17 protein-coding genes and 1 pseudogene are annotated in these 20,418 nt (G+C 56.9%); 4 read left to right on the top strand and 14 right to left on the bottom strand.

Annotated features, from left to right (window positions below):
* Positions 1 to 5 precede the first annotated feature (5 nt).
* Entirely contained in the window at positions 6 to 581 is a 576-nt protein-coding gene (locus tag A11S_RS10605) for a cold shock domain-containing protein (RefSeq protein ID WP_015468509.1), read from the bottom strand.
* A gap of 452 nt (positions 582 to 1,033) precedes the next feature.
* On the opposite strand from A11S_RS10605, the gene A11S_RS10600 reads away from it, so the two are divergent.
* Positions 1,034 to 2,755: a long-chain-fatty-acid--CoA ligase gene (locus tag A11S_RS10600; RefSeq protein WP_015468507.1), complete on the top strand. Its 1,722-nt coding sequence runs from the start codon at positions 1,034 to 1,036 to the stop codon at positions 2,753 to 2,755.
* Between the two features lie 49 nt (positions 2,756 to 2,804).
* Here the strand turns inward: A11S_RS10600 and A11S_RS10595 are convergent, their stop codons facing one another.
* From A11S_RS10595 to A11S_RS10580, 4 genes are all read right to left on the bottom strand, one after another.
* Positions 2,805 to 3,896, bottom strand: coding sequence for a hypothetical protein (locus A11S_RS10595; RefSeq protein WP_015468506.1), 1,092 nt, complete (start codon positions 3,894 to 3,896; stop codon positions 2,805 to 2,807).
* A gap of 172 nt (positions 3,897 to 4,068) precedes the next feature.
* The gene (gene pheT, locus A11S_RS10590; protein ID WP_015468505.1) at positions 4,069 to 6,486 is read right to left on the bottom strand and encodes a phenylalanine--tRNA ligase subunit beta; all 2,418 of its coding nucleotides are present in this window, start codon (positions 6,484 to 6,486) and stop codon (positions 4,069 to 4,071) included.
* 91 nt (positions 6,487 to 6,577) lie between these two features.
* Entirely contained in the window at positions 6,578 to 7,933 is a 1,356-nt protein-coding gene (locus tag A11S_RS10585) for a hypothetical protein (protein WP_015468504.1), read from the bottom strand.
* A gap of 12 nt (positions 7,934 to 7,945) precedes the next feature.
* Positions 7,946 to 9,061: a hypothetical protein gene (locus A11S_RS10580; RefSeq protein ID WP_015468503.1), complete on the bottom strand. Its 1,116-nt coding sequence runs from the start codon at positions 9,059 to 9,061 to the stop codon at positions 7,946 to 7,948.
* Between the two features lie 154 nt (positions 9,062 to 9,215).
* Here A11S_RS10580 and A11S_RS10575 point away from each other — a divergent pair, with 154 nt between their 5' ends.
* Positions 9,216 to 10,088 carry a peptidoglycan-binding domain-containing protein gene (locus A11S_RS10575; RefSeq protein ID WP_015468502.1) on the top strand — a complete coding sequence of 291 codons (873 nt, stop codon included), beginning with the start codon at positions 9,216 to 9,218 and terminating at the stop codon, positions 10,086 to 10,088.
* Here A11S_RS10575 and A11S_RS10570 read toward each other — a convergent pair.
* The 8 genes and pseudogenes from A11S_RS10570 to A11S_RS10535 all read right to left on the bottom strand — a co-directional run bounded on the left by A11S_RS10570 (position 10,085) and on the right by A11S_RS10535 (position 15,864).
* On the bottom strand, positions 10,085 to 10,534 hold the full coding sequence (locus A11S_RS10570; RefSeq protein WP_015468501.1) for a GNAT family N-acetyltransferase: 450 nt from the start codon (positions 10,532 to 10,534) through the stop codon (positions 10,085 to 10,087). The two genes, A11S_RS10575 and A11S_RS10570, sit on opposite strands and share 4 nt — an antisense overlap.
* A 5-nt stretch (positions 10,535 to 10,539) precedes the next feature.
* Complete coding sequence (gene pheS, locus A11S_RS10565) at positions 10,540 to 11,631, bottom strand: phenylalanine--tRNA ligase subunit alpha (RefSeq protein ID WP_015468500.1); 1,092 nt, start codon at positions 11,629 to 11,631, stop codon at positions 10,540 to 10,542.
* 107 nt (positions 11,632 to 11,738) lie between these two features.
* Positions 11,739 to 12,797, bottom strand: coding sequence for a hypothetical protein (locus A11S_RS10560; RefSeq protein ID WP_015468499.1), 1,059 nt, complete (start codon positions 12,795 to 12,797; stop codon positions 11,739 to 11,741).
* Between the two features lie 113 nt (positions 12,798 to 12,910).
* Positions 12,911 to 13,288: a 50S ribosomal protein L20 gene (gene rplT, locus A11S_RS10555; RefSeq protein ID WP_015468498.1), complete on the bottom strand. Its 378-nt coding sequence runs from the start codon at positions 13,286 to 13,288 to the stop codon at positions 12,911 to 12,913.
* Between the two features lie 71 nt (positions 13,289 to 13,359).
* Positions 13,360 to 13,551, bottom strand: a pseudogene (rpmI, locus tag A11S_RS12215) (50S ribosomal protein L35); the annotation flags it as partial.
* A gap of 149 nt (positions 13,552 to 13,700) precedes the next feature.
* Positions 13,701 to 14,543: an alpha/beta hydrolase gene (locus A11S_RS10545; RefSeq protein WP_015468497.1), complete on the bottom strand. Its 843-nt coding sequence runs from the start codon at positions 14,541 to 14,543 to the stop codon at positions 13,701 to 13,703.
* A gap of 32 nt (positions 14,544 to 14,575) precedes the next feature.
* A complete protein-coding gene (gpt, locus tag A11S_RS10540) occupies positions 14,576 to 15,190 on the bottom strand; it encodes a xanthine phosphoribosyltransferase (RefSeq protein ID WP_015468496.1) in 615 nt (204 codons plus the stop codon).
* 104 nt (positions 15,191 to 15,294) lie between these two features.
* Positions 15,295 to 15,864, bottom strand: coding sequence for a DUF4864 domain-containing protein (locus A11S_RS10535; protein WP_015468495.1), 570 nt, complete (start codon positions 15,862 to 15,864; stop codon positions 15,295 to 15,297).
* Positions 15,865 to 16,076: 212 nt separating this feature from the next.
* Here A11S_RS10535 and A11S_RS10530 point away from each other — a divergent pair, with 212 nt between their 5' ends.
* Both A11S_RS10530 and A11S_RS10525 read left to right on the top strand, forming a co-directional pair.
* Entirely contained in the window at positions 16,077 to 16,796 is a 720-nt protein-coding gene (locus A11S_RS10530; RefSeq protein WP_015468494.1) for a DUF1223 domain-containing protein, read from the top strand.
* A gap of 9 nt (positions 16,797 to 16,805) precedes the next feature.
* Positions 16,806 to 17,603, top strand: a complete 798-nt coding sequence (locus A11S_RS10525) for an ion transporter (protein WP_015468493.1) — start codon at positions 16,806 to 16,808, stop codon at positions 17,601 to 17,603.
* Here the strand turns inward: A11S_RS10525 and polA are convergent.
* A complete protein-coding gene (gene polA / locus A11S_RS10520) occupies positions 17,600 to 20,413 on the bottom strand; it encodes a DNA polymerase I (RefSeq protein WP_015468492.1) in 2,814 nt (937 codons plus the stop codon). The genes A11S_RS10525 and polA overlap by 4 nt on opposite strands.
* Between the last annotated feature and the right edge of the window lie 5 nt (positions 20,414 to 20,418).

The raw sequence follows: 20,418 nt of genomic DNA, 5'->3' as shown, positions 1-20,418 counted from the left end.
GGTGATTAACCATCCATCAACTCAAAATCAATGACTTCGCGGCCCTTGGCCACGGCGCGGACCTGCATACGGACGCGCTGGCCGGGTTCCAGACCCATTAAACCATGGCGTTCCAGGCAGGCCTTGTGAATGAAAACATCTTTTGCCTGATCTTCGGGAATGATGAATCCAAATCCCTTTTCCGGTTTGTACCATTTGACGGTGCCGTCCATGGTCACGCCTTTTTCCGCGGTGTTGTTCTGATCGGCCGCGGCGTGCCCATCGGGCTGAGGCATGCGTGGCGCGCTGGTCGGCATTGCAGTTTCCGGCAGGGCTCCCAGATCCAGGATCTCTGTCACCTCGGTCACCATGGCGCCGCGCGGACCACGTTTGATCCGGCACATCAGATCGGCCCCATCACCCAAGGCCGTTGCGCCCGCGCGCTGTAATGTCGTGACGTGCAGGAAGGCGTCAATATCTTCGCCATCGGGAACGACAAACCCAAAGCCCTTCGGGCCGTTGAACCATTTTAATTTGGCACGCACAGCGGGCAAGGTGTCTGTTTGAAAACCGTCTTCACTATTACCAACAAAGTGACTCATCTTATTTAATCCAGTATGAAATGCTTTGTTTAAAACAGAATTCGCCGGACAGTTGACGAACCCGGAATCGGGCGAAAAAAAAATTTAAAAAATTTAAAAACGATGCCCGATCTTTCCGATCTTGTTCCACCGTTGTTCCACCCTATCTGCTGGTCATGATGCGTTAATCTTTGTAAAAAATCCAGCTTTTATTCCAACAAAACAACACTTTAGTATTCTCTAAACTAGCGATCATGAATAAAAACCGATATCCGGGGCGGCGGGGGTGGACGGGGGTGTGCAGAGGATAAAAAATTCTCCTTTTTGACTCAAAGCGATGGCCAAAAGCGCGGCGGCGCACTACTATTTTTACGTGATTCTTCAAAGGGTTAATTGTGCGCCGCACAAAGTTTGGTTTTTGGGCGTGTGCACACCGTTATCATTTCAAACCTAGTGTCCTATCGGGGGTTTTTATGTCTGTCGAAACCATGTCGTCTGCGTCCTCTTCTGCGCAATATCCGTGGCTGTCCCATTACCCGGAGGGGTTAAATTGGGGCTGTGATATTGATATGGGCCCCGTGCCGGCCATGCTCGACAAAACCGTGGCGGCGCATGGCGCATGGCCCGGCATTGATTTCATGGGCAAGGTCTGGAGCTGGGCCGAGATTGGCGCGCAGGTGGATGCGCTGGCCAAGGCGTTTCAGGATATGGGCGTGGTCAAGGGCACGCGCATTGGCATGTTCCTGCCGAACTGCCCGACCTTTATCGTCGGTTACTATGCCGCGCTGAAAGCCGGGGCGACGGTTGTGAATTTCAACCCGCTCTATACCCCGCGCGAATTGAAGCACCAGATCGAAGACAGCGGCACGACCATCATGTTGACGCTGGATCTGCAGATGCTGCACCAAAAAATGGACGAGATGCTGAAAACATCATCGTTGCAAAAACTGGTCGTGGCGCGCTTTACCGACATTTTGCCCTTCCCGAAAAGTTTGCTGTTCCCGATTTTCAAGGCCAAGGACAAGGCGAAAATCGCGGCCAGCGACAAGATTGTGTGGCTGCATGACATCACAGCCGGCGGCGGCAAGCCGACTCCGGTTGCGATTGATCCGATGAATGACGTCGCCGTGTTGCAATATACCGGCGGCACCACGGGGACGCCCAAGGGCGCGGCCCTGACCCACGCCAACGTCACGGCCAACGCGCACCAGTGCAGCCTGTGGCTGGGTGGGCATGGGGGTGATGGGCAACAACGCATGATGGGCGTTCTGCCGTTCTTCCATGTGTTCGCCATGACCGCCGTGATGAATTTCAGTGTGCGCTCCGCCTTTGAAATCATTATTCCGGCCCCGCGTTTTGAACTGGATGTCACGCTGAAGGCGATTGATAAGAAAAAGCCGCATTACTTCCCGGCCGTTCCGGCGATTTATAACGGCATCAACAACCACCCGAAACTGGCGGAATTCGATTTGAAATCGTTGCGCTATTGCATCTCGGGCGGTGCGCCGTTGCCGGTCGAGGTCAAAAAATCCTTCGAGCGCAACACTGGCTGCGTTGTGGTCGAAGGGTACGGCCTGACGGAATCCGCCCCGGTCGTGTGCGTCAACCCGATCGTCGGCGCGAACAAGGCCGGGTCGATCGGCATGCCGGTGCCGGGCACCATCGTTGAAATCGTCAGCACCGAAGACGGCGTGTCGCTGGTGAAACAGGGCGAACGCGGCGAATTGTGCGTGCGCGGCCCGCAGGTGATGAAAGGCTACTGGAACAAACCGGAAGAAACCGATCTGGTCCTGAAGGGGGGCCGCCTGCATACGGGCGACGTCGCCACGATGGATCAGGAAGGGTACGTGTACATCGTCGACCGGATCAAGGATCTGATCATCACCAACGGTTACAACGTCTATCCCCGCAATGTTGAGGAAGCGATCTACCTGCATACGGGCGTTGAAGAATGCATCGTCGCCGGTGTCCCGGATGATGAACGCGGCGAAGCGGTCAAGGCCTGGATCAAGCCAAAGGTCGGCGTCACGCTGACCGAAAAAGACATGCTGGCCTTCCTGGCGGACAAGATTTCAAAAATCGAAATGCCCCGCCACATGGAAATCCGCGAAACCCCGCTGCCGAAAACCATGATCGGCAAATTGTCGCGGAAAGATATTCTGGCCGAGGAAAAGGCCAAACGCGAAGCGGCGTAAGGATAAAATAAAACAAAAACCCCCGGAGATGATCCGGGGGTTTTTGTTTTTACAGCGCCGCCGTTTCCCGTTGGCGGATATGGCCGCCTTCGTGGAAGCGGCGGGCGGTTTCGGATTTTTTGGCGTCGGGGATCAGGGTATCGCCCAATAGAATCTGGAGCGCATCATCCAGTCCACCTTTGGCGTTGTGGTTCATGGCGGCGTGCGTATGCGGGGCGTTGGGGCCCAGAATGCGTAAATCGGGGTCGATGGCGACCATTTGCGCGGCAAAGACCTGCTTCATCGCTTCGCGTTCCAGACAATGAAACACGTCGGTGCGGACCCAGGCGGGGGCTTTGGCTATTTTTCCTCCCGCTTTCCCGAGCGCAGGCAGGCGGCTTAAGAGCCGGTCCAGATCGTGGCAGCGGCGGGTCTGGAACGCGTCGGCCTCCATCCACGCCCAGCACATTTCGCGCGGGTCGCTCAACTGCATGGCCTTGGCGCGTTTTTTGCCGTCTTCGACATATTTTTCCAGCGGGCGGCGGGGGTCGTAATCGGCGCGAATGCCAAAGCCCAGCAGGATATCGGCCCGCATGGCGCCTCGCGTGCCGATGATATATCCGTCGAATTGCGTGCGGAACGGTTCGGGATGGCGGCCCAGAATATGGGTTTCGAAATCGAAATCCTCATGCCCGTGGGTCAATGCACGATAAAAATTCATGTAAATTTTGGCCAGCGTCACACGATCAACATGGCCGATCATGGGGTGACGCAAACTGCCCTCAATCACGATGGTGGCGTCATTCGGTCCGTCGGTGCGTTGGAGCGTGTTGGGCAAAGCCTGTCCGCCAAAGGCGGTCAGCAAGGCAGTGTCCACCAGATGGTTGTGGTGCCGCACGGTCAGGGCCTTGTCCAGCAACAATTCCATGTTGATGTGATACAGCGGCACTTCATCCAGCAATGTGGCCAGTTTGTATACGCCCGCCGGTTCATTCATGTTCAGGATGTTGGGCTGGGATGACAATGTCATTGCATCATCACTGTGCCCGTCGCAATCGGGCGTTTTGGTCGCGACCGTGACCAATATTTGCGCTGGATCGGTTCCATCCGGCGCATCGGTCAAAGCGTCAATCAGATCGTTGATACAGAAATAAATGCCCACGCGTGTGCCTGATCGGGTTTTATCGTGTGTTCGAATCAGTTTAGAGCATTCTGAGGTACACTGCATTCATTTCCTGCGTGCAACCTTGTCATCCCGAACGAATGTGAGGGATTTCACCTTCATCAAGAGGAGATCCCTCACATTCGTTCGGGATGACAATAAGGTGGCGGGGTTACGCCCGCAATTTGCCGCCGGTTTTCTCGGTCACGCCTTTGATAATCTTGGCGCTGATGTCCTCAATATCCGCATCGGTCAGGGTTTTGTCCGTGGGTTGCAGGGTCACGGCGATGGCGACGGATTTGTGGCCGTCCTCAACGCCCTTGCCCTGATACACGTCAAACACCTGAATGTCGGAGATCAGGTTTTTATCGGCGGATTTGGCCGCGCGGATAATCACATCGGAATCCGTATTCGCGGTGACGATGAAGGCGAAATCGCGGCTAAGCGGCTGGAATTGCGACAGGGTCAGCAACGGCTTGGCTGCGCTTTTGTTTTTCGGCTGCGGGATCGCATCCAAAAACACTTCAAACCCGACCATCGGGCCCTTCGCATCCAGCTGGTCCAAAACCGCCGGGTGAATTTCACCGAAATGGGCCAGAACAACCTTGCCCAAACGCAGCGTGCCACTGCGGCCCGGGTGGTAATAGCCCGGTGCATCGCGTGTGATTTGCGCGTTGGATGAAACAAACCCGCACGCATCCAGAACGGCGCAGGCATCGGCCTTGGCATCGAATGCGTCTATGGCGCGGCTGGCGTGCGGGCCGGACCAATGGCGGGGTGCAGCGTTGCCGGCGCGCAGGCCGGTGGCGACGATGGCTTGGCCCTCAACCTTGGCGCTGCGGAAAATCGGGCCGACTTCGAACAGGGCGCAATCGGCAAAGCCGCGGGCGCGGTTGCGTGATGCGGCCTGGATCAAATTGGGCAGGATGCTGGGGCGCATTGTGTCCAGCTCGCTGGAAATCGGGTTGGCCAGCGTCAGCGCGGCGGCTTGCCCGTTGTCATTCACGCCAAAGGCGTCGGCAACGGCCCGGTCCATGAAGGACCACGTGACGGCCTCGTCCATGCCGCGGGCGGCCAATGCTGTGCGGCTTTTGCGCATGCGGGTCACGTTCGGTGTGTCGGCGCTGTGCGTCACGGTCGTGGTTTTGGTCAACGATATGGCGGGCATGTTATCCAGCCCGTAAATGCGCAAGACTTCCTCGACAATATCCGCGCGCCCCTCAATATCGCCGCGCCATGCGGGCGGGATGATTGACAAAGACGGTGCTGTGCCGGAGACGGCAAAGCCCAGAGCGGTCAGCGTTTTAACCTGCTGGTCAACGGGAATATCCACGCCGGTCAGTTTTTGGGTCAAGGCCGGGTCATAGGCAATGGTGCGTTTCCAGTCCGGCACCGATCCGGCGGTGATAACATCGCTGGCTTCGCCGCCGCAGATGTCTTGAATCAATCGCGTGGCAATCTCCATGCCCGCAAGCGTGAATTCCGGGTCGATGCCGCGTTCAAAGCGGTAACGCGCATCGGAATTGATCTGCAATGCGCGGCCCGTGCGGGCGGTGCGGTTCGGGTCGAAATAGGCGGCTTCGACATAGACATTGACCGTGTCATCGGCCACGCCCGTGGATGTACCACCAATGACGCCACCTAACCCCAGAACGCCGGATTCGTCACAGACAACGACCATGCCCTCATCCAGCGTATAGGATTTGTCGTTCAGCGCGTCCAGCGTTTCACCGGATTTGGCGGACCGAACAACAATGCCGCCCTTTAATTTATCCGCATCGAAGACGTGCAGCGGACGGTTCATGTCCAATGTCATCAGGTTGGTGATGTCGACCAGCGCCGAAATCGGGCGCAGGCCCACGGCCTTCAGCCGGTCCTGCAACCATTGCGGTGACGGGCCGTTTTTCACGCCGCGGATATAGCGGCCCAGAAACAGCGGGCAGTGATGTTTGGAATCGGCGCTGAAATCCAGTGTCACGCCAATCGGGTTTTTAAACGTGCCCGCAACCGGGGTTTCATTGATGGGTTTCAGTGTCCCCAACCCGGCGGCGGCCAGATCGCGGGCGATGCCGCGAATGCCCGCGCAATCGGCGCGGTTTGGGGTCAGGCCAATTTCAATGACCGGATCGTTCAAACGATACAGATCGGCGAATTTCGTGCCGATGGCGACATCGTCGGCCACCTCAATAATGCCTTCATGCGCGTCGGACAGGCCCATTTCCCGTTCCGACACCATCATGCCGTTGGATTCCTGCCCACGGATCACGCCCTTTTTCAGGGTGATGCCCGTGCCGGGAACATACGACCCGGCGGGGGCGAACACGCCCTTCATCCCGGCGCGCGCGTTGGGGGCGCCACAGACGACCTGTAATTTTTCCGATCCCGTATCGACCATCAACACCTGCAAACGGTCGGCGTCCGGGTGGCGCGTGGCGCTTTCAACCTTGGCGACGAAGAAGGGTGCGAAGGCGGCGGCGCGGTCCTCAACCCCGTCCACTTCCAGACCGACGGCGGTCAGGGCGGTCGTGATCTCATCCAGCGAAGCGGACGTGTCCAGATGCTGTTTCAGCCAGTCGAGGGTCAGTTTCATAAAAATCTCCAGCGCGCGGTCATTTTTGACCCCTTGTTTATAGAAAAAATGACGCCGGGGGGAAAGGGCAAAGTGCTTCAAAACAGGGGATTTAGAAGCCCACACCGATGATGGGGGCGGAGGCTGGGACAGCAGCCGAAGGCTTTTCCATGTCGTGCGGCGGATGCGGGGGCTGGCTGGGTGGTTGTGCGGCCCATGTTTCGGCCATCGCCGGGCTGAGCCCGGCCGCCAGATCCCGTCCGGGTTCGACCAGATCGGGGTTAAGCCGTTCAAATCCGGCCATATAACGCTCGGCGTATGATTTGCTAAGGCTGTTATCATCATACAGGCCCGCATCATACATCGCGCGGGCGAAGGCATATTGAATTTCCGGGTAATTTAATCCGATGTCCTTTCCCAACCCCACATTCGTATTCTCGGTCAGCAGGGCGCGGTCAGGATTTTGCGGGGCGTGCCGTTCCTGATGCAACAGGCTGACCGCATTTTTAATGTCTGGATCATAAGGATGGTGGGTGGATACCAACAGGGACTGGTCGGCGGTATAGGCCTGGCGATCCTGTGTGGTCATGGTCGGATCGTTCAGTATCGTGGCGTAAATGTCTTTATAGCTGGCCCCGATCAACGCGTTGGTTTCACGGAAAAACTGGTCGATTGTTTCCGTGTGATGCGCATACCCGCCCGTGGCCAGCCCGCGATGCGCGACGATCAGGCCGGTATCGTGCCCGTGCAAATCGGCCGTGGGGGTGATATTCAGAACCTTTGAATGGGCGTGTGTATTCAATCCGCCAACATCGCGTAATGCTTTGGCCAAATCGGGCCCCTCGGGATTTAAATCAATCCCGCGTTCAATCATTAAATTATAGCCATAAATGCCATGCAGGTCGGCATAGGTTTCGCGTTCCAGCTCGTCCCCGCCGGGGGTGTTGACGGTGTGGTAAATATGTCCGGCTTCATGCGCCATGACAAAGGCGGTTGCGCTTTTTTGGTCCATGGTGCGGGGGCCGACGAAATTATTATCACTTTCACCGATCTGATAAAAAACGTCGGTGGGCACGGGCAATTGCGGGGCTGTGATAACGTATAAAGGCTTGCCGTTTTGCTCGACTGCAAAAAGGGCGGCGCTGTAATTGCTGTTTTGGGCCAGGCCATTGCCGAGGGCGAGATAGTAATCGCCATTTTCCTGTCCATCGGGATTTTTGGGGGCGGTTATGCCTTCACTTTGAAAAAAAGCGTGTATGCCCCGGGTATACATCAGGTGATTGGAAAAATGATCGGACAGGGTCTGGTGTTCCGCCGGTATCCGCACGTCATTCTGGGTCAGGATCAGAATGTCTGCGCCAGCGACGTCGGGTAAATGCGCCGCAAGATCCCCCAAGGCCGCCAGTGTTTCCGGCGTGGCCAGCAAACGGTGTCCGTCCGGTGATGTGATGGGGGTTAATGTGCTCATTGCGCGCGGCCTTTAGCTTCCAAAACCGGGTGTAATGACGGGCTTTTGTGATGCGATCTCGGTATTTTCATGCATTGTTGCCGGAACGTGAACGGCGGCCTTCTGCAGGTCGTTGTGATAGTTGGGCGAAAATTCTTCGGTGGCGTCCAAATATTGATCGATCAATTTTTGCTGCATCGGTTCAGCCTCAAACGCGCCCTGATGATTCATTTGCTTCAGAACGTTGAAAAACAGTCCCGGTGTTTCATCCATATGGGTGATGGATTCTTTATAGGATTGACCGCTGTGTTCGGCGTAATTGCGGACCACTTTTTCCGCGATTGATCGTGCGTCACTGGAAATGTTCGGCGGTATATGGTCGTGCTGGCCCGCATGCGGATGATCGTGGTCGTGATCGTTTTCGAGATAAATACCTGTGGCGTGGTCGAAATCCATTTTTGAAAAAATGGTGATGGATCGCGCCTGTGTGATTGTTTTTGACATGGCGTCATACATCTCGGGGCGCTGTGTTTCATTGAAATGACGGCGCAAATCGTCCAGCCCGGCACGGTCGGCGCTGACTTCGCGCTGGAATGTCGTGCCTTCACGATTGACGCAGTGGTCCATTTCGTGGGCCAGGATGAAGCGGGCCCAATCCTGATCCGTTCCAGGCAAATTGTCGGGCAATTGTTCTTCCGGTACGCCGGACAGCAAGTTCACGGTGTATCGGGCGGTCATTTCCTCGGTTGGCAGCATGATGACGCAGACATGCCGCGACGGATCATCGTCACGCGGCATGGCATGCGCGACGGGCGATGCCGATGTATGGGCCTGATACAGCATCAGCGTATAGGTCTGATCCTGGTTGTTCACGGGGGCGGTGTCGCCGGTGAAGCTGGTGGCGCTGTTGTGATATTCATCAATTGTGGTCAGGGGCAAAACGCGGCTGCCAAAAAGGATGTTTTCGCGAACGGAATATTCATCCTGTAAAACGCGCCCATCCATAATCAGGACATCCATATTGATCCGGTGGGGCAGGGATTCGGGGTTGATTCCCGCCTCGCGCAGGTGCGCGCGCGCCGCCGCCGGGGCATAAAGGCGCACGGGGTCGGTGGCTGGTTCTGGCTTATCGGCGGTCACAGACGTCATAAAACGGTACTCTGGCCCTTTCTGATCTGCTCCGATCTTATGCAAAAAACGTTAAACAAGGCTTTATCGGTGTCATATTTTACGGAAAATTAGGGTTTTTTGCGTAAGGTGTGACCACGAACACGTGCGTATCTGGATGCAAAGGGGGCCGATCATGGCGGGGCCGAATCAACAGGATCAAGACTTTAACGTCGGCGAAGCCCAAGGGCTGATGCGCATGATGGGGTTTGATACGGGTCCGGTCGATAATGATCTGGGTCCGAAAACCACCGCCGCGCTGGATGCCTATCGCGCCCAGAACAATATCCCGGATACGGCCAGCATGAATGATGTCATGGTCCATATGCGTGAACAGGCGCAAACCGATCCGAAGGTGATTGCCAATATGGCCTCGGCCCTGCGCGATGGAGCCAATGGACAGATGGATGTGAATGATGCCCGCGCGATCCAGCATGTTTTGAATGCCCATGGTGCGGATTTGAAGGTGGATGGGATTGTTGGTCCGTTGACGGAAGGGGCGTTGCTGGATCAGGTCGGCCTGTTGACCCCGTCGCCGGATATTGAACCGCAACAGCAGGTGGCCTCTGCCGCTCCGGCGGCATCGGCATCCTCTTACGATTTACCGCCCGCTGCCCCGCCACCGCCCGTGGTCGATGCCGGTGGGTCCTATGATATTCCGGTCGAAAGCACGCCGCCGATGGTGGATGTGACCAATGTGGCCCCGGCGGTGTCGGCGATGCCTGCTGAACCGGCGATGAATGATGGCGTGTTCGCCGCCGATCCGGCCCCGGCCGCCCCGGCGATGAGCCAGGATTCCGTGCGTAATTACGAGCGCGGTTCCGCCAGCCCCAGCTTCAATCACAGCGCGTCGCACGGCGGGGCCTATGATAATGGCGTCCGTGTTCGTGGTCCGGGCTATGATATGAACAGCAATGGCGGCTTCCGCATCAATACGCCACAGGGCGGCATTAGCAACAGCGGCTTCCGTGTGAATATCGGGGGTGTTCGGTTGAATATGCGGTTCTAGCCGAGCGGTAGAACGTGCAGTGAAAAATCCAGCTTGATACCAATGTCGCGGTACAATGATTGTGCCGCGGCATTTTTTTCTTCCGCCAGCCAGTACAGGCGCGCCCACCCGGCGGCTTGCCCCAACGCGGCCAGTTGAATCACCAATTCGCGCCCCACGCCCCGGCGGCGGGCGGATGGATCAACAAACAAATCCTGCATGTAACAGGCATATTTCAAACTGCCCGTTGTCGGGTGCAGGATGAAATGGCAAATGCCGACAATCGGGCCGCCTTTTTCAAGCCGGGCGCAGAGGCCATGAACGGGGAATGTGGGGTCGCAGATGCGGGCCCATGTGCTGGCGGTCACGTCGGGCGTGACCGTGCCCTCCATATTCGCCTGCCACAACGGCAACCACCCATCGTAATCGTCTTTGTTTAAAGGGGCGATGATGGGGAGCGTCGTCATGGGGGTTAATCCGTCGCGCGGTTCGGGCGGTTCAGCGGGTCGAAGCCGTAATGTTCCAGCCAGCGCACATCGCTTTCAAAGAAGGTGCGCAGATCGGGAATGCCGTATTTCAGCATCGCCATACGCTCGATCCCCATGCCAAAGGCAAAGCCCTGATATTCGTCCGGGTCAATGCCGCAATTTTTCAGCACGTTCGGATGCACCATGCCGCAGCCGCCAATTTCCAGCCAGCTGTCGCCTGCGCCGATTTTCAAACCGCCATCCTTGCGGGAGCAGCCAATGTCTACCTCCGCACTCGGTTCCGTGAACGGGAAGAAGCTGGGGCGGAAACGCAGCGGCAGATCATCAATGTTGAAATACGCGCGCACGAAATCCAGCAGGCAGCCCTTCAAATGGCCCATATTGATGGATTTGTCGATCACCAGACCTTCGCACTGATGGAACATCGGCGTGTGGGTCATGTCGTAATCGGACCGGTATGTGCGGCCCATCACGATCATGCGGATCGGCGGTTTTTGTTTCATCATCGTGCGCACCTGCACGGTGGATGTATGGGTGCGCAGCAGTTTTTTCGCGGCTTCGCCGGCCGCATCCGGATCATCGGGCAGATAGAACGTATCGTGCATTTCGCGCGCCGGGTGGCCGGGCGGGAAATTCAGGGCGGTGAAATTGTGGAAGTCGTCCTCGATATCCGGCCCTTCGTTAATCACGAATCCCATATCGGCGAAGATGGCGGCGATTTCGTCCATCGTCTGGCTGATCGGGTGGATATGGCCCTTGCGCTCCGGGCGTGGGGACAAAGTGATGTCGATGGTTTCGGCGGCCAGCTTCTGGTCCATCGCCTGTTTCTTCAGGGCGGCATCCTGCCGCGCGATCAGATCGGCAATCTCGTCCTTTAAAACGTTCAGGGCGGCTCCGGTTTCCTTGCGCTCATCCGGGGTCATGGTGCCCAGATTTTTCATCAGCGCGGTGATCCGCCCGTTCTTGCCCAACGCGGCCACGCGCGCGGCGTCCAGCGCCGCCAGATCGGTGGCTTGTTCCACCATCTGGGTCAATTCGGTTTTCAGGGTGGCAATATTGCTGGTCATATCGGTCATATCGCTGTCAAAGGGTCCGGATCACGTCAAAATACGCCCCGTTTTTACCATTCCGGCGGCAAAAAACAAAGGGCCCGGTGCGAAAAGGGTGCGAAAACGGGCGGTTTTTATATGTTGGGGCGCGGGGCCGGGGGCGTTTTAACCGCTTTGGCCGCAGGGCCCGGCGGCGTGGTGAAGAATTCATACGCATTCCGGTTGGCTTCCAGCAAGATACGCACATCCGGGGACAGGTTTGCATCCGGGTCGGACAGAATCGCGATAATGGCCGCATGGCGCAGGGGTGCCATGATCATGTCGAAACTGTCCTGGCGGTTGTTCTGGGCATAGGTGCGCAAAACATGGGCGGCATCATGGTGGGCCTGACTGGCCCGCTCCAGGGGCAGGGCGGGCCCGCCCAGAAAATCATGCGCCAGCGTCGGGCCCATGATGTACTCCTTAATGGCCATGGCCTCTTCGTTTTGATCATCGGGATCAGGGTAGGCGATATGGTTGCCCATCGCGTTCAACACGCGCATAAAAATCAAGGATCGCACCACGGCCGGATCACCGCCATCATCCAGATAGGCCTGCATGCTTTTCTTGTCGGCATTATATTCGGCGGCGGCGCCGTGCTTGAGGCCATCGCGGCAATGCACGGCTTCGTGATACAGGAACAGGCGGCGATATTCCGCCAACGTGCCGGGAAGATGTGTGACCTGCGTTGGGGCGTGAATCGGCAGCAGGGTGGACCGGATCGTCTCCATGGTCAAACGATCCGACGGTGTGAACACGGTGCATTGGAGCCACGGCCCGCGCAGCCCCATTGTGGCAACGCTGAGCATGCTGTTAGGCCCGACCAGATATTGCGCGGGCTGAAACCCGAAAAATTCGTAATAGGTTCCCACCGTTCCTTCGGCCAAACGCTCATAAAGGTCGGGATTTGTTTGCGTGAGGGCGTAGGCTTTGGCCGCGCGTTGTTCGGGGAATAAAATGGTCAGATGACTGCCCGCCAGATCGCGCAGCGTGTCTTTGCGCGCATCAATGGTGCGCACCAGATGATCCGTCTGATCCCCGACGGGGGCGATGACCAGCGGGCCGGACAGGTTGAACCCCACCCATCCCAATCCGGCATAGGCAAAGGCCCGGCGCACACGCCCCATTTTTTTAAATGAATCCATCGGCCACATGGGGCCCGTCCTTCCCTGTCTTTTCTTTTAGGCGTATCAGGGGGGTGGGGGCGGGGCAAGAAAAAAGCCCCGGATTTCTCCGGGGCTTTTTATTCGTTCAAAGCGCTTTGAAATTAAGCGGCTTTTTTGCCAGCTTTTGCCAGAGCATCGGCAACCTGTTTCGCGATGATTGCGAAATCGGCCGGGGCCATGGCGGCGATGTCGGCCAGAACCTTGCGGTCCAGCTCGATACCAGCCAGTTTCAAACCGTTCATGAAAACGGAGTACGTCATGCCGTGTTCGCGGGCACCGGCGTTGATACGCATGATCCACAGGCTGCGGAAATTGCGTTTCTTCGCGCGACGGTCGCGGTACGCGTACTGACCAGCTTTTTCAGCCGATTGACGTGCGGTTTTCAGGCAATTGCGACGACGGCCATAGTGACCTTTCGTGGCGGCAAATACCTTTTTCTTTTTGGACTTTGTGTTCGGTCCGGCGGTAACGCGTGCCATTATTGACCTCCCTCAGCTTTTTTCGGGTTGCGCTTCGGACGCACAGCACGGGTCAGCTTTTTCAGGCTGTACGGCATGTGGAAGGTCAGCGTGTTTACACCGTCGGCTTTGAACATCGTCAGAATCTTGCGTGCTTTACGCTTCATCTGTTTCGGTTTGTTCATTTGCATGTGGCGCATTTTGGCAGGTTTAAATTTAACCTTGCCAGAGGCGGTTACGCGAAAGCGTTTTTTCGCACCGCTCTTGGTCTTCATCTTCGGCATTTTCCTCTCCTTTTTCAGGGGGTTACAACGTGCGGGGGCAAGGCATGCCGAATTCCAGGGCCAGCCCTCGCGTTACGAACGGCTATATAGACGCCCATCGGCCGGAAAATCAAGCAGAATCCATAAGAAATTGGTGCGGAGGCCGCCTTTTAGGCGGGTTGGGACAGGGATTTGAGGAATCCCAGGATCTCTTTTGTCATAATGTTTCGGGCGTGGGTGGTTTTTAGCCCCTGATCGCCGTCGGCATATCCGGTGATCTCCAACCGTCCGGCGATTTTACTGCCTGCCTTGGGGCCCGCGGTTCCGGTGCGGAACGCGGCCTGGACCAGATCGACCTGTGCATTCTGGACCCCCGGAACCTTGGCCGGGTCGGACCACAGATCGGATTCCCCGTAATGGATTTGTGTCGGGACGGTGATCCGGCTCAGCAATTTTTGCAATTTATAGTCCCGTACCTGTCGCATAAAGGGCAGGCCCAGTTCGGCGTTTTCCACCGCGACATGGTCGAAGCCGGCAATTTCCGCCATGGCAATCTGTTCGGTCAATGGGGCCAGCCAGCTTTTTCCCGGATCAAAAATCGGCCACAGGAACACCAACCCCGCAATGTGATCGCGCCACGCATCGGTCAGGGCGGTGAGGGTGTTGAGCGCGCCCAGCCCCTCGGCCACAATCACGATGCGGTTGAATTTCATGTTATCCCGCGCCCATTTCAGGATGGAGAGCAAATCCTCGAACGCGGTTTCCAGTGTGTAAAATTGGGATCGTTTGCTGCTGTCGCCGCAGCCGCGAAAATCGAAACGCAGGCTGTCATACCCATTGGCGTTCAGCTGCGTGCTGAGCTGCCCCAGGACATCGCCAAAATTTTTGCGGTCGCCGGGAAACCCGTGAACCAGAATGACCAAGATATCGGACGGCGTTTTTGTCTTCGCCGGATCATGGATCGCGGTGACCCAGTCCTGTTTTCCAATCGGTATTTGAAAGGGCTCGGTCATTCTGGCTTTTTATTTCGGGGTTTAAACTCGCCTTATGCGCGGCGGGCTTTTTGTTCAGCGATCGGGGCGCTGTATTGCATGGTCAAATCCCATGGGAAGTGCAGCCATGTGTCCTGGCTGATTTCCGTCACGTAGGTGTCACAGGTCGGCTTGCCCTTTGGCTTGGCATAGACGGCAGCGAAATGTGCATCCGGCAACATGGTGCGGGCGATTTTGAATGTGTTACCGCTGTCGACCAGATCGTCAATGACCAGCCAGCCTTTGCCTGTTCCCACGCCCTGAGGCAATTTCAAAATGTCGGCCTTGCGCTGGTTGGTGTGATCATAGCTGGCAATGCCCAACGTTTCGACCAGGCGGACATCCAGTTCGCGGGCAACGATACAGGCCGGAACCAAACCACCGCGCGTGATCGCGATAATGCCAACCCATTTTTTCGGCATATCCAAACGCCAGGCCAGTGCTTTGGAATCTTCGTGGAAGCGGTCCCAGGAAATAAACAGATCGCGGTGCGCTGGGGCGGTAGATTTCTTTGTGCTTTTCTTCGCGGTTGTTTTTTTGGCGGCGGCCTTTTTCACGGTCTTTTTGGGCGCTGCCTTTTTCGCTGTTTTTTGAACGGGGGTTTTCTTCGCTTTGGATGCGGTGGCCATAATGTTTGCTCTGATCCTGTTGTTTGGACGGGGTGGAGTGAACGGATGTTCGTTTTACCCCATTTATCACGAAAAAAACAGGCTTTTGGCCGTTCGGGCGGGTTTCAGGCGGCGGGGCCCTTGTGGTCTAGGACGGTGATGGAGTCAATCAACCATGCGCCGTCCACCTGCGCCTTCAGGCGGATGATGGCGGTGATGGGTTTGTGGTCGCTGCCCAGCACGCGCACCTGTTGCAGGACGATCCCGCCGGGCAAGGTGGCGCGGTCCATCAGGGCAACGGCGCGGTGGCTGTAGACAGGCCAATATTCCATGCGCATATAGCCCAGCAGACGAGCCGGGCTGAGATCCTTGCGCCCTGTGTCCCCTTTGGTCAGGGCATCACGAAAATCGCGGGTCATGGTGGCGGCGCATTGCGCGACATTCCGCTGGCGAATGGCGGTGAAGGCCGCATCAATCGTATTTTGAATGGTGGCCTCGTCCGGGGTGCGGTCCGGGCTGTAGCGGGGCGGCGCAATCACGGCCACGCGATGCAGGATGGCCGATTGTGTTTGCGGCGGCCCGATCAGCGGGCGACTGGCGGCATCGCTATCCATAGCCAGAAACAGGCTGACCACGGTTGCGCTTGCGATCAGGAAACAACGGAATATGTGAATCGGAGTTTTGGGGTGCCACATTGCACACGCTCCACAGAAAAGGCCGGGAACAATAAGGGTCGGCCGTATTCTCTTTCCAGCGGATTGTCTTTCCGTCCCGTGCGGGTCATAGTGTGATCAGATCAATGCGATCTCAACATCAATGGCTTGCAGGTGGGATACAGTTTCATTTTATGCCCAGACACATTAACCATCTTTTAACGGCTTTGATTTGCCTGTGTTTTTACGGGGTTATGCACACGCCCGCACACGCGGAACCGGTGGTACCCGCCGTTCCAGCGGTCGAAGTCGTGGCCGAAGATGTGCCCGACCGCATGGGGCATGGCATCGTTTTTCTGGAACTGTTTACATCGGAACAATGCCCGTTCTGTCCGGAGGCGGAGCGCAATTTCCGTGACCTGTTGGGGCAGGACGGGGTGATGGGGTTCACGTGCTCCGTCGATTATTTTTCGACCGGGACCGATCCGCTGGCGCGCCCCTTCTGCACCGCGCGACAGGATTTTTACATGGACCGGATCAAGACCGGCCCGCGTTATACACCACAACTGATTTTAAACGGCGTGTCGCACATGTCCGGCCACAAGATTCAGGATGTGGCTGTTGCCCTGAAGGGAGCGCAGCAAAATCCGGCGACGCGGCTGAATATCGTTGCCGGGTCGGTGGATGGCCAGTTTGATATTATTCTGCCCGCGATGACCCGCGGGACCGATGCCAAGCCTTACATGCTGCGCATGGCCTTGGTGAAGAAACAGATGGACGATACCAAGGCCCCACATACGAACCAGATTCGCCAGTTGATTAATGGCGGGGACTGGAACGGCGGGGCCACGGCATGGACGGTGACGCCGCCCGCGGATCCCGATGCGGATGCGTTTATCGTCTTTGTCCAGGACCCGGAAACGGCGCGCATCGTCGCCGCCGGGATTGAAGATCTCTCGCGTTCGTCTCGTTAAAGGTTTCCCATGCTTGAAAAAATTGTGTCGTCCCGGGCGTTTAACCGGTTCATCGTAGCGGTGATTTTGGCCAATGCGGTGATGCTGGGCATGGAAACCAGTGATTCCATTATGGCGGCCCATGGGCCGTTGCTGCACGCGCTGGACCGGGTTGTCATCGGCATTTTTGTTGTTGAACTGACCATGAAACTGGTTTTGTGGCGCGGATCGTTTTTCCGCAACGGTTGGAACGTGTTTGATTTCATCGTTGTGGCCATTTCGTTGATGCCGATGATTTCAATGCTGTCCGTCTTGCGCGTGTTCCGCGTATTTCGGGTGTTCCGTTTGATATCGGTGGTGCCGCAAATGCGCCGCGTTGTGTCGTCCTTGTTCCGGGCCATTCCGGGGATGGCGTCGATTCTGGCGGTTTTGCTGGTGGTGTTTTATGTCGCCGCCGTCATGGCGACGCAGATTTTCGGCCATACCGATGATCCCGTGATGGAGGATCTGTTCGGGTCGATCGGCGATTCCATGTACACGTTGTTTCAGCTCATGACGCTGGAGGGGTGGTCGGCCGACATTGCCGAACCCACCATGGTGCATTACCCGTGGTCATGGGCGTTTTTCGTCACCTTCATTGTTGTGACGACGTTTGCGGTGCTGAATTTGTTTATCGGGATCATTGTGGATGCCATGAACATGATTCACGACGAAGAAGATATCGAAAACCATCATCAGGTGGCGCGACAGGACGACATTGATTCCCTGCGTGCGGATATTGCGGAATTGAAAACGCTGTTAGAAAACCGTGATGGGCGTCGCGCTTAATGCGCGGCCGCCCAGTTTTTGCCCCAGCCGGCTTCGGCGGAAAGCGGCACGTCGATATGGGCAACCGATTCCATCACATGTTTGACCAGATTGGCGGTTTGTTCGATTTCGGCTTCCGGAACCTCGAACACCAATTCGTCATGCACCTGCAACAACATGCGCGCGGATAATCCGGCCTGTTTTAACGCGTGCGGCATGCGGGCCATGGCCAGTTTCATGATGTCGGCGGCGGTGCCCTGCAGCGGGGCGTTGATCGCCTGCCGTTCGGCAAAGGCGCGCCAGGCCCCGTTTTTCGCGTTGATGTTGTTGATCACGCATTTGCGACCATAGACGGTTTTGATGAAGCCGTTCTTGCGGGCTTCGTCTTTCTTCGCTTCCATGTAATCCTGAATTTCACGGAAACGGGTCAAATATTTGCGAATGAATTCGTTGGCTTCGCCGGGTTCGCAGCCCAATTGCTTGGCCAGTCCCCAGCCGCTAATGCCGTAAATAATGCCGAAATTGACGGCCTTGGCCGCGCGGCGCAGGTCGGACGTGACCTGATCCAGCGGAACGCCGAACACCTGTGACGCGGTCAGCGCGTGAATGTCGACCTTGTCGATGAAAGCCTGTTTCAGGGCTTTCACATCGGCCAACGCGGCGGCCAGGCGCAGTTCCACTTGGCTGTAGTCGACGGATAGCAGGACGTGGCCGTCATCGGCGATGAAGGCTTCGCGGATGCGGCGGCCTTCTTCGGTGCGGATCGGAATGTTCTGCAGGTTCGGATCGGATGATGACAGGCGGCCCGTATTGGTGCCCGCCAGTGAAAACGACGTATGGACGCGCCCCGTTTTCGGATTGATGTCATTTTGCAACGCGTCGGTATAGGTGGATTTCAGTTTGGCCAGCTGCCGCCACTCCAAAACCTTCTCAACGATTTCGATTCCTTGCGCGGCCAGATCTTCCAGCACATCGGCGGCGGTGGACCAATCACCGGTTTTTGTTTTGCTGCCGCCCTGCAGGCCCATTTCGTCAAACAAAACAACACCCAGCTGTTTGGGGGAGGCCACATTAAATTCATGGCCCGCCAGCTTGTGGATTTCACTTTCCAGCGTGGCCAGTTTCATGCCGAATTCGTGGCTCATCTGTTTCAACACGGTGGTGTCGACCTTGATGCCCGTACGTTCCATGTCGGCAATGACCGGCACGATGGCGCGTTCGATATCTTCATACACGCCGACCATTTTTTCCGGGGCCAGGCGTGGTTTCAAAATGCGGTGCAGGCGCAATGTGACATCGGCGTCCTCCGCCGCGTAATCCAGCGCCTTGGCAATATCCACCTTGTCGAACGTGACCTGATTTTTTCCGGTTCCGGCGACGTCCTTATATTTAATCGTTTCATGCCCCAGCATCAGGGTGGACAGTTCGTCCATGCCGTGGCCATGTTCGGTGCCGTCCAGAACGTAAGACAGCAGCATCGTGTCATCAATCGGCGCGACATTGATACCGATACCCGCAAACATTTGCAGATCGTATTTAATGTTGTGACCGATTTTCAGGACGGATTCATCTTCCAGCAACGGCTTTAATATCGCGACCACATCCTTCAACGGCAATTGCGGAATGGTGGTGTCGCCCCCACCCAGCAAGTCGACCTGTCCCTTGTGCCCCACGGGGATATAGGCGGCGCGGCCCGGCGTGATTGCCATGGAAATACCGACCAGATCGGCCATGGCCGGGGTCAGGTTGGTGGTTTCCGTGTCAATGGCCAGCATGCCGGCGGCGCGGGCCTGATCCGCCCAATCTTGCAATGTTTTTATGTCGTTGATCAGCGTGTAGACATTGTCGCTGATGGGGGTGTCGTTGCTTGTTGCTTGATGTGCCGATGGGGTGGGCCTGGCTTCTACCTTGGCCACAGTATCCGTGGATGCGGAGGGTACGTCACCCTTCAACCCCAGACGGGAAAGGACCGATTTAAACCCGTGTTCCGCCAGAAACGCGGCCAAGGACGGACTGTGCAGGTCGCGGGCGCGCATGTCTTCGAACGCGACGGGAACCGGGGCGTGGTCGTCCAGCTGGACCAGGCGGCGCGAAATGCGGGCTTTCTCCGCGTTTTCAATCAAGGCTTCGCGGCGTTTGGGTTGTTTGATGTCACTGGCGCGGGCCAGCAATTCATCCAGCGATCCATATTCGTTGATCAATTGCGCGGCGGTTTTAATGCCAATACCGGGCACGCCGGGCACGTTGTCGGACGGATCGCCCGCCAGCGATTGCACATCGACAACCTTATCCGGCGTGACGCCGAATTTTTCAAACGCGTCGTCGGGGCCCATAAATTTGGCCTTCATCGGGTCAAAGATGCGCACGCCATCGGTGAGAAGCTGCATCAAATCCTTGTCACTGCTGACGATGGTGACGGTTTTGCCCTGTTCCCGCGCCATGCGGGTATAGGTGGCGATCAGATCGTCGGCCTCAAACCCCTCCATCTCCAGCGCGGGAATGCCAAAGGCTTTGGTCGCTTCGCGGATCAGGCCGAATTGTGGTTTCAGATCCTCCGGCGTTTCATCGCGGTTGGCTTTGTATTCGGGGTAAATGTCGTAACGGAAATTCTGTCGCGCGGCGTCGAAGATCACGGCGATAAACGGCGCATGCATGTCGGCCAGCAATTTCGTCATCATATTGACGAAACCCAGAACGGCCCCCACGGGCACGCCGTGCGGGTTGGTCAAATTCTGGGGCAGGGCGTAATAGGCGCGGAAAATATATCCCGACCCGTCCACCAGAAAGATTTCGTTATTATCCGTTGTATTTTGTGCGTTTGCCTGTGCCATGGGGT

Source organism: Micavibrio aeruginosavorus EPB, assembly GCF_000348745.1.
Classification (GTDB): Bacteria; Pseudomonadota; Alphaproteobacteria; order Micavibrionales; family Micavibrionaceae; genus Micavibrio; species Micavibrio aeruginosavorus_A.
The sequence above is the reverse complement of the archived record's forward strand: the minus strand, read 5'-3'. Positions and strand labels throughout refer to the sequence as shown.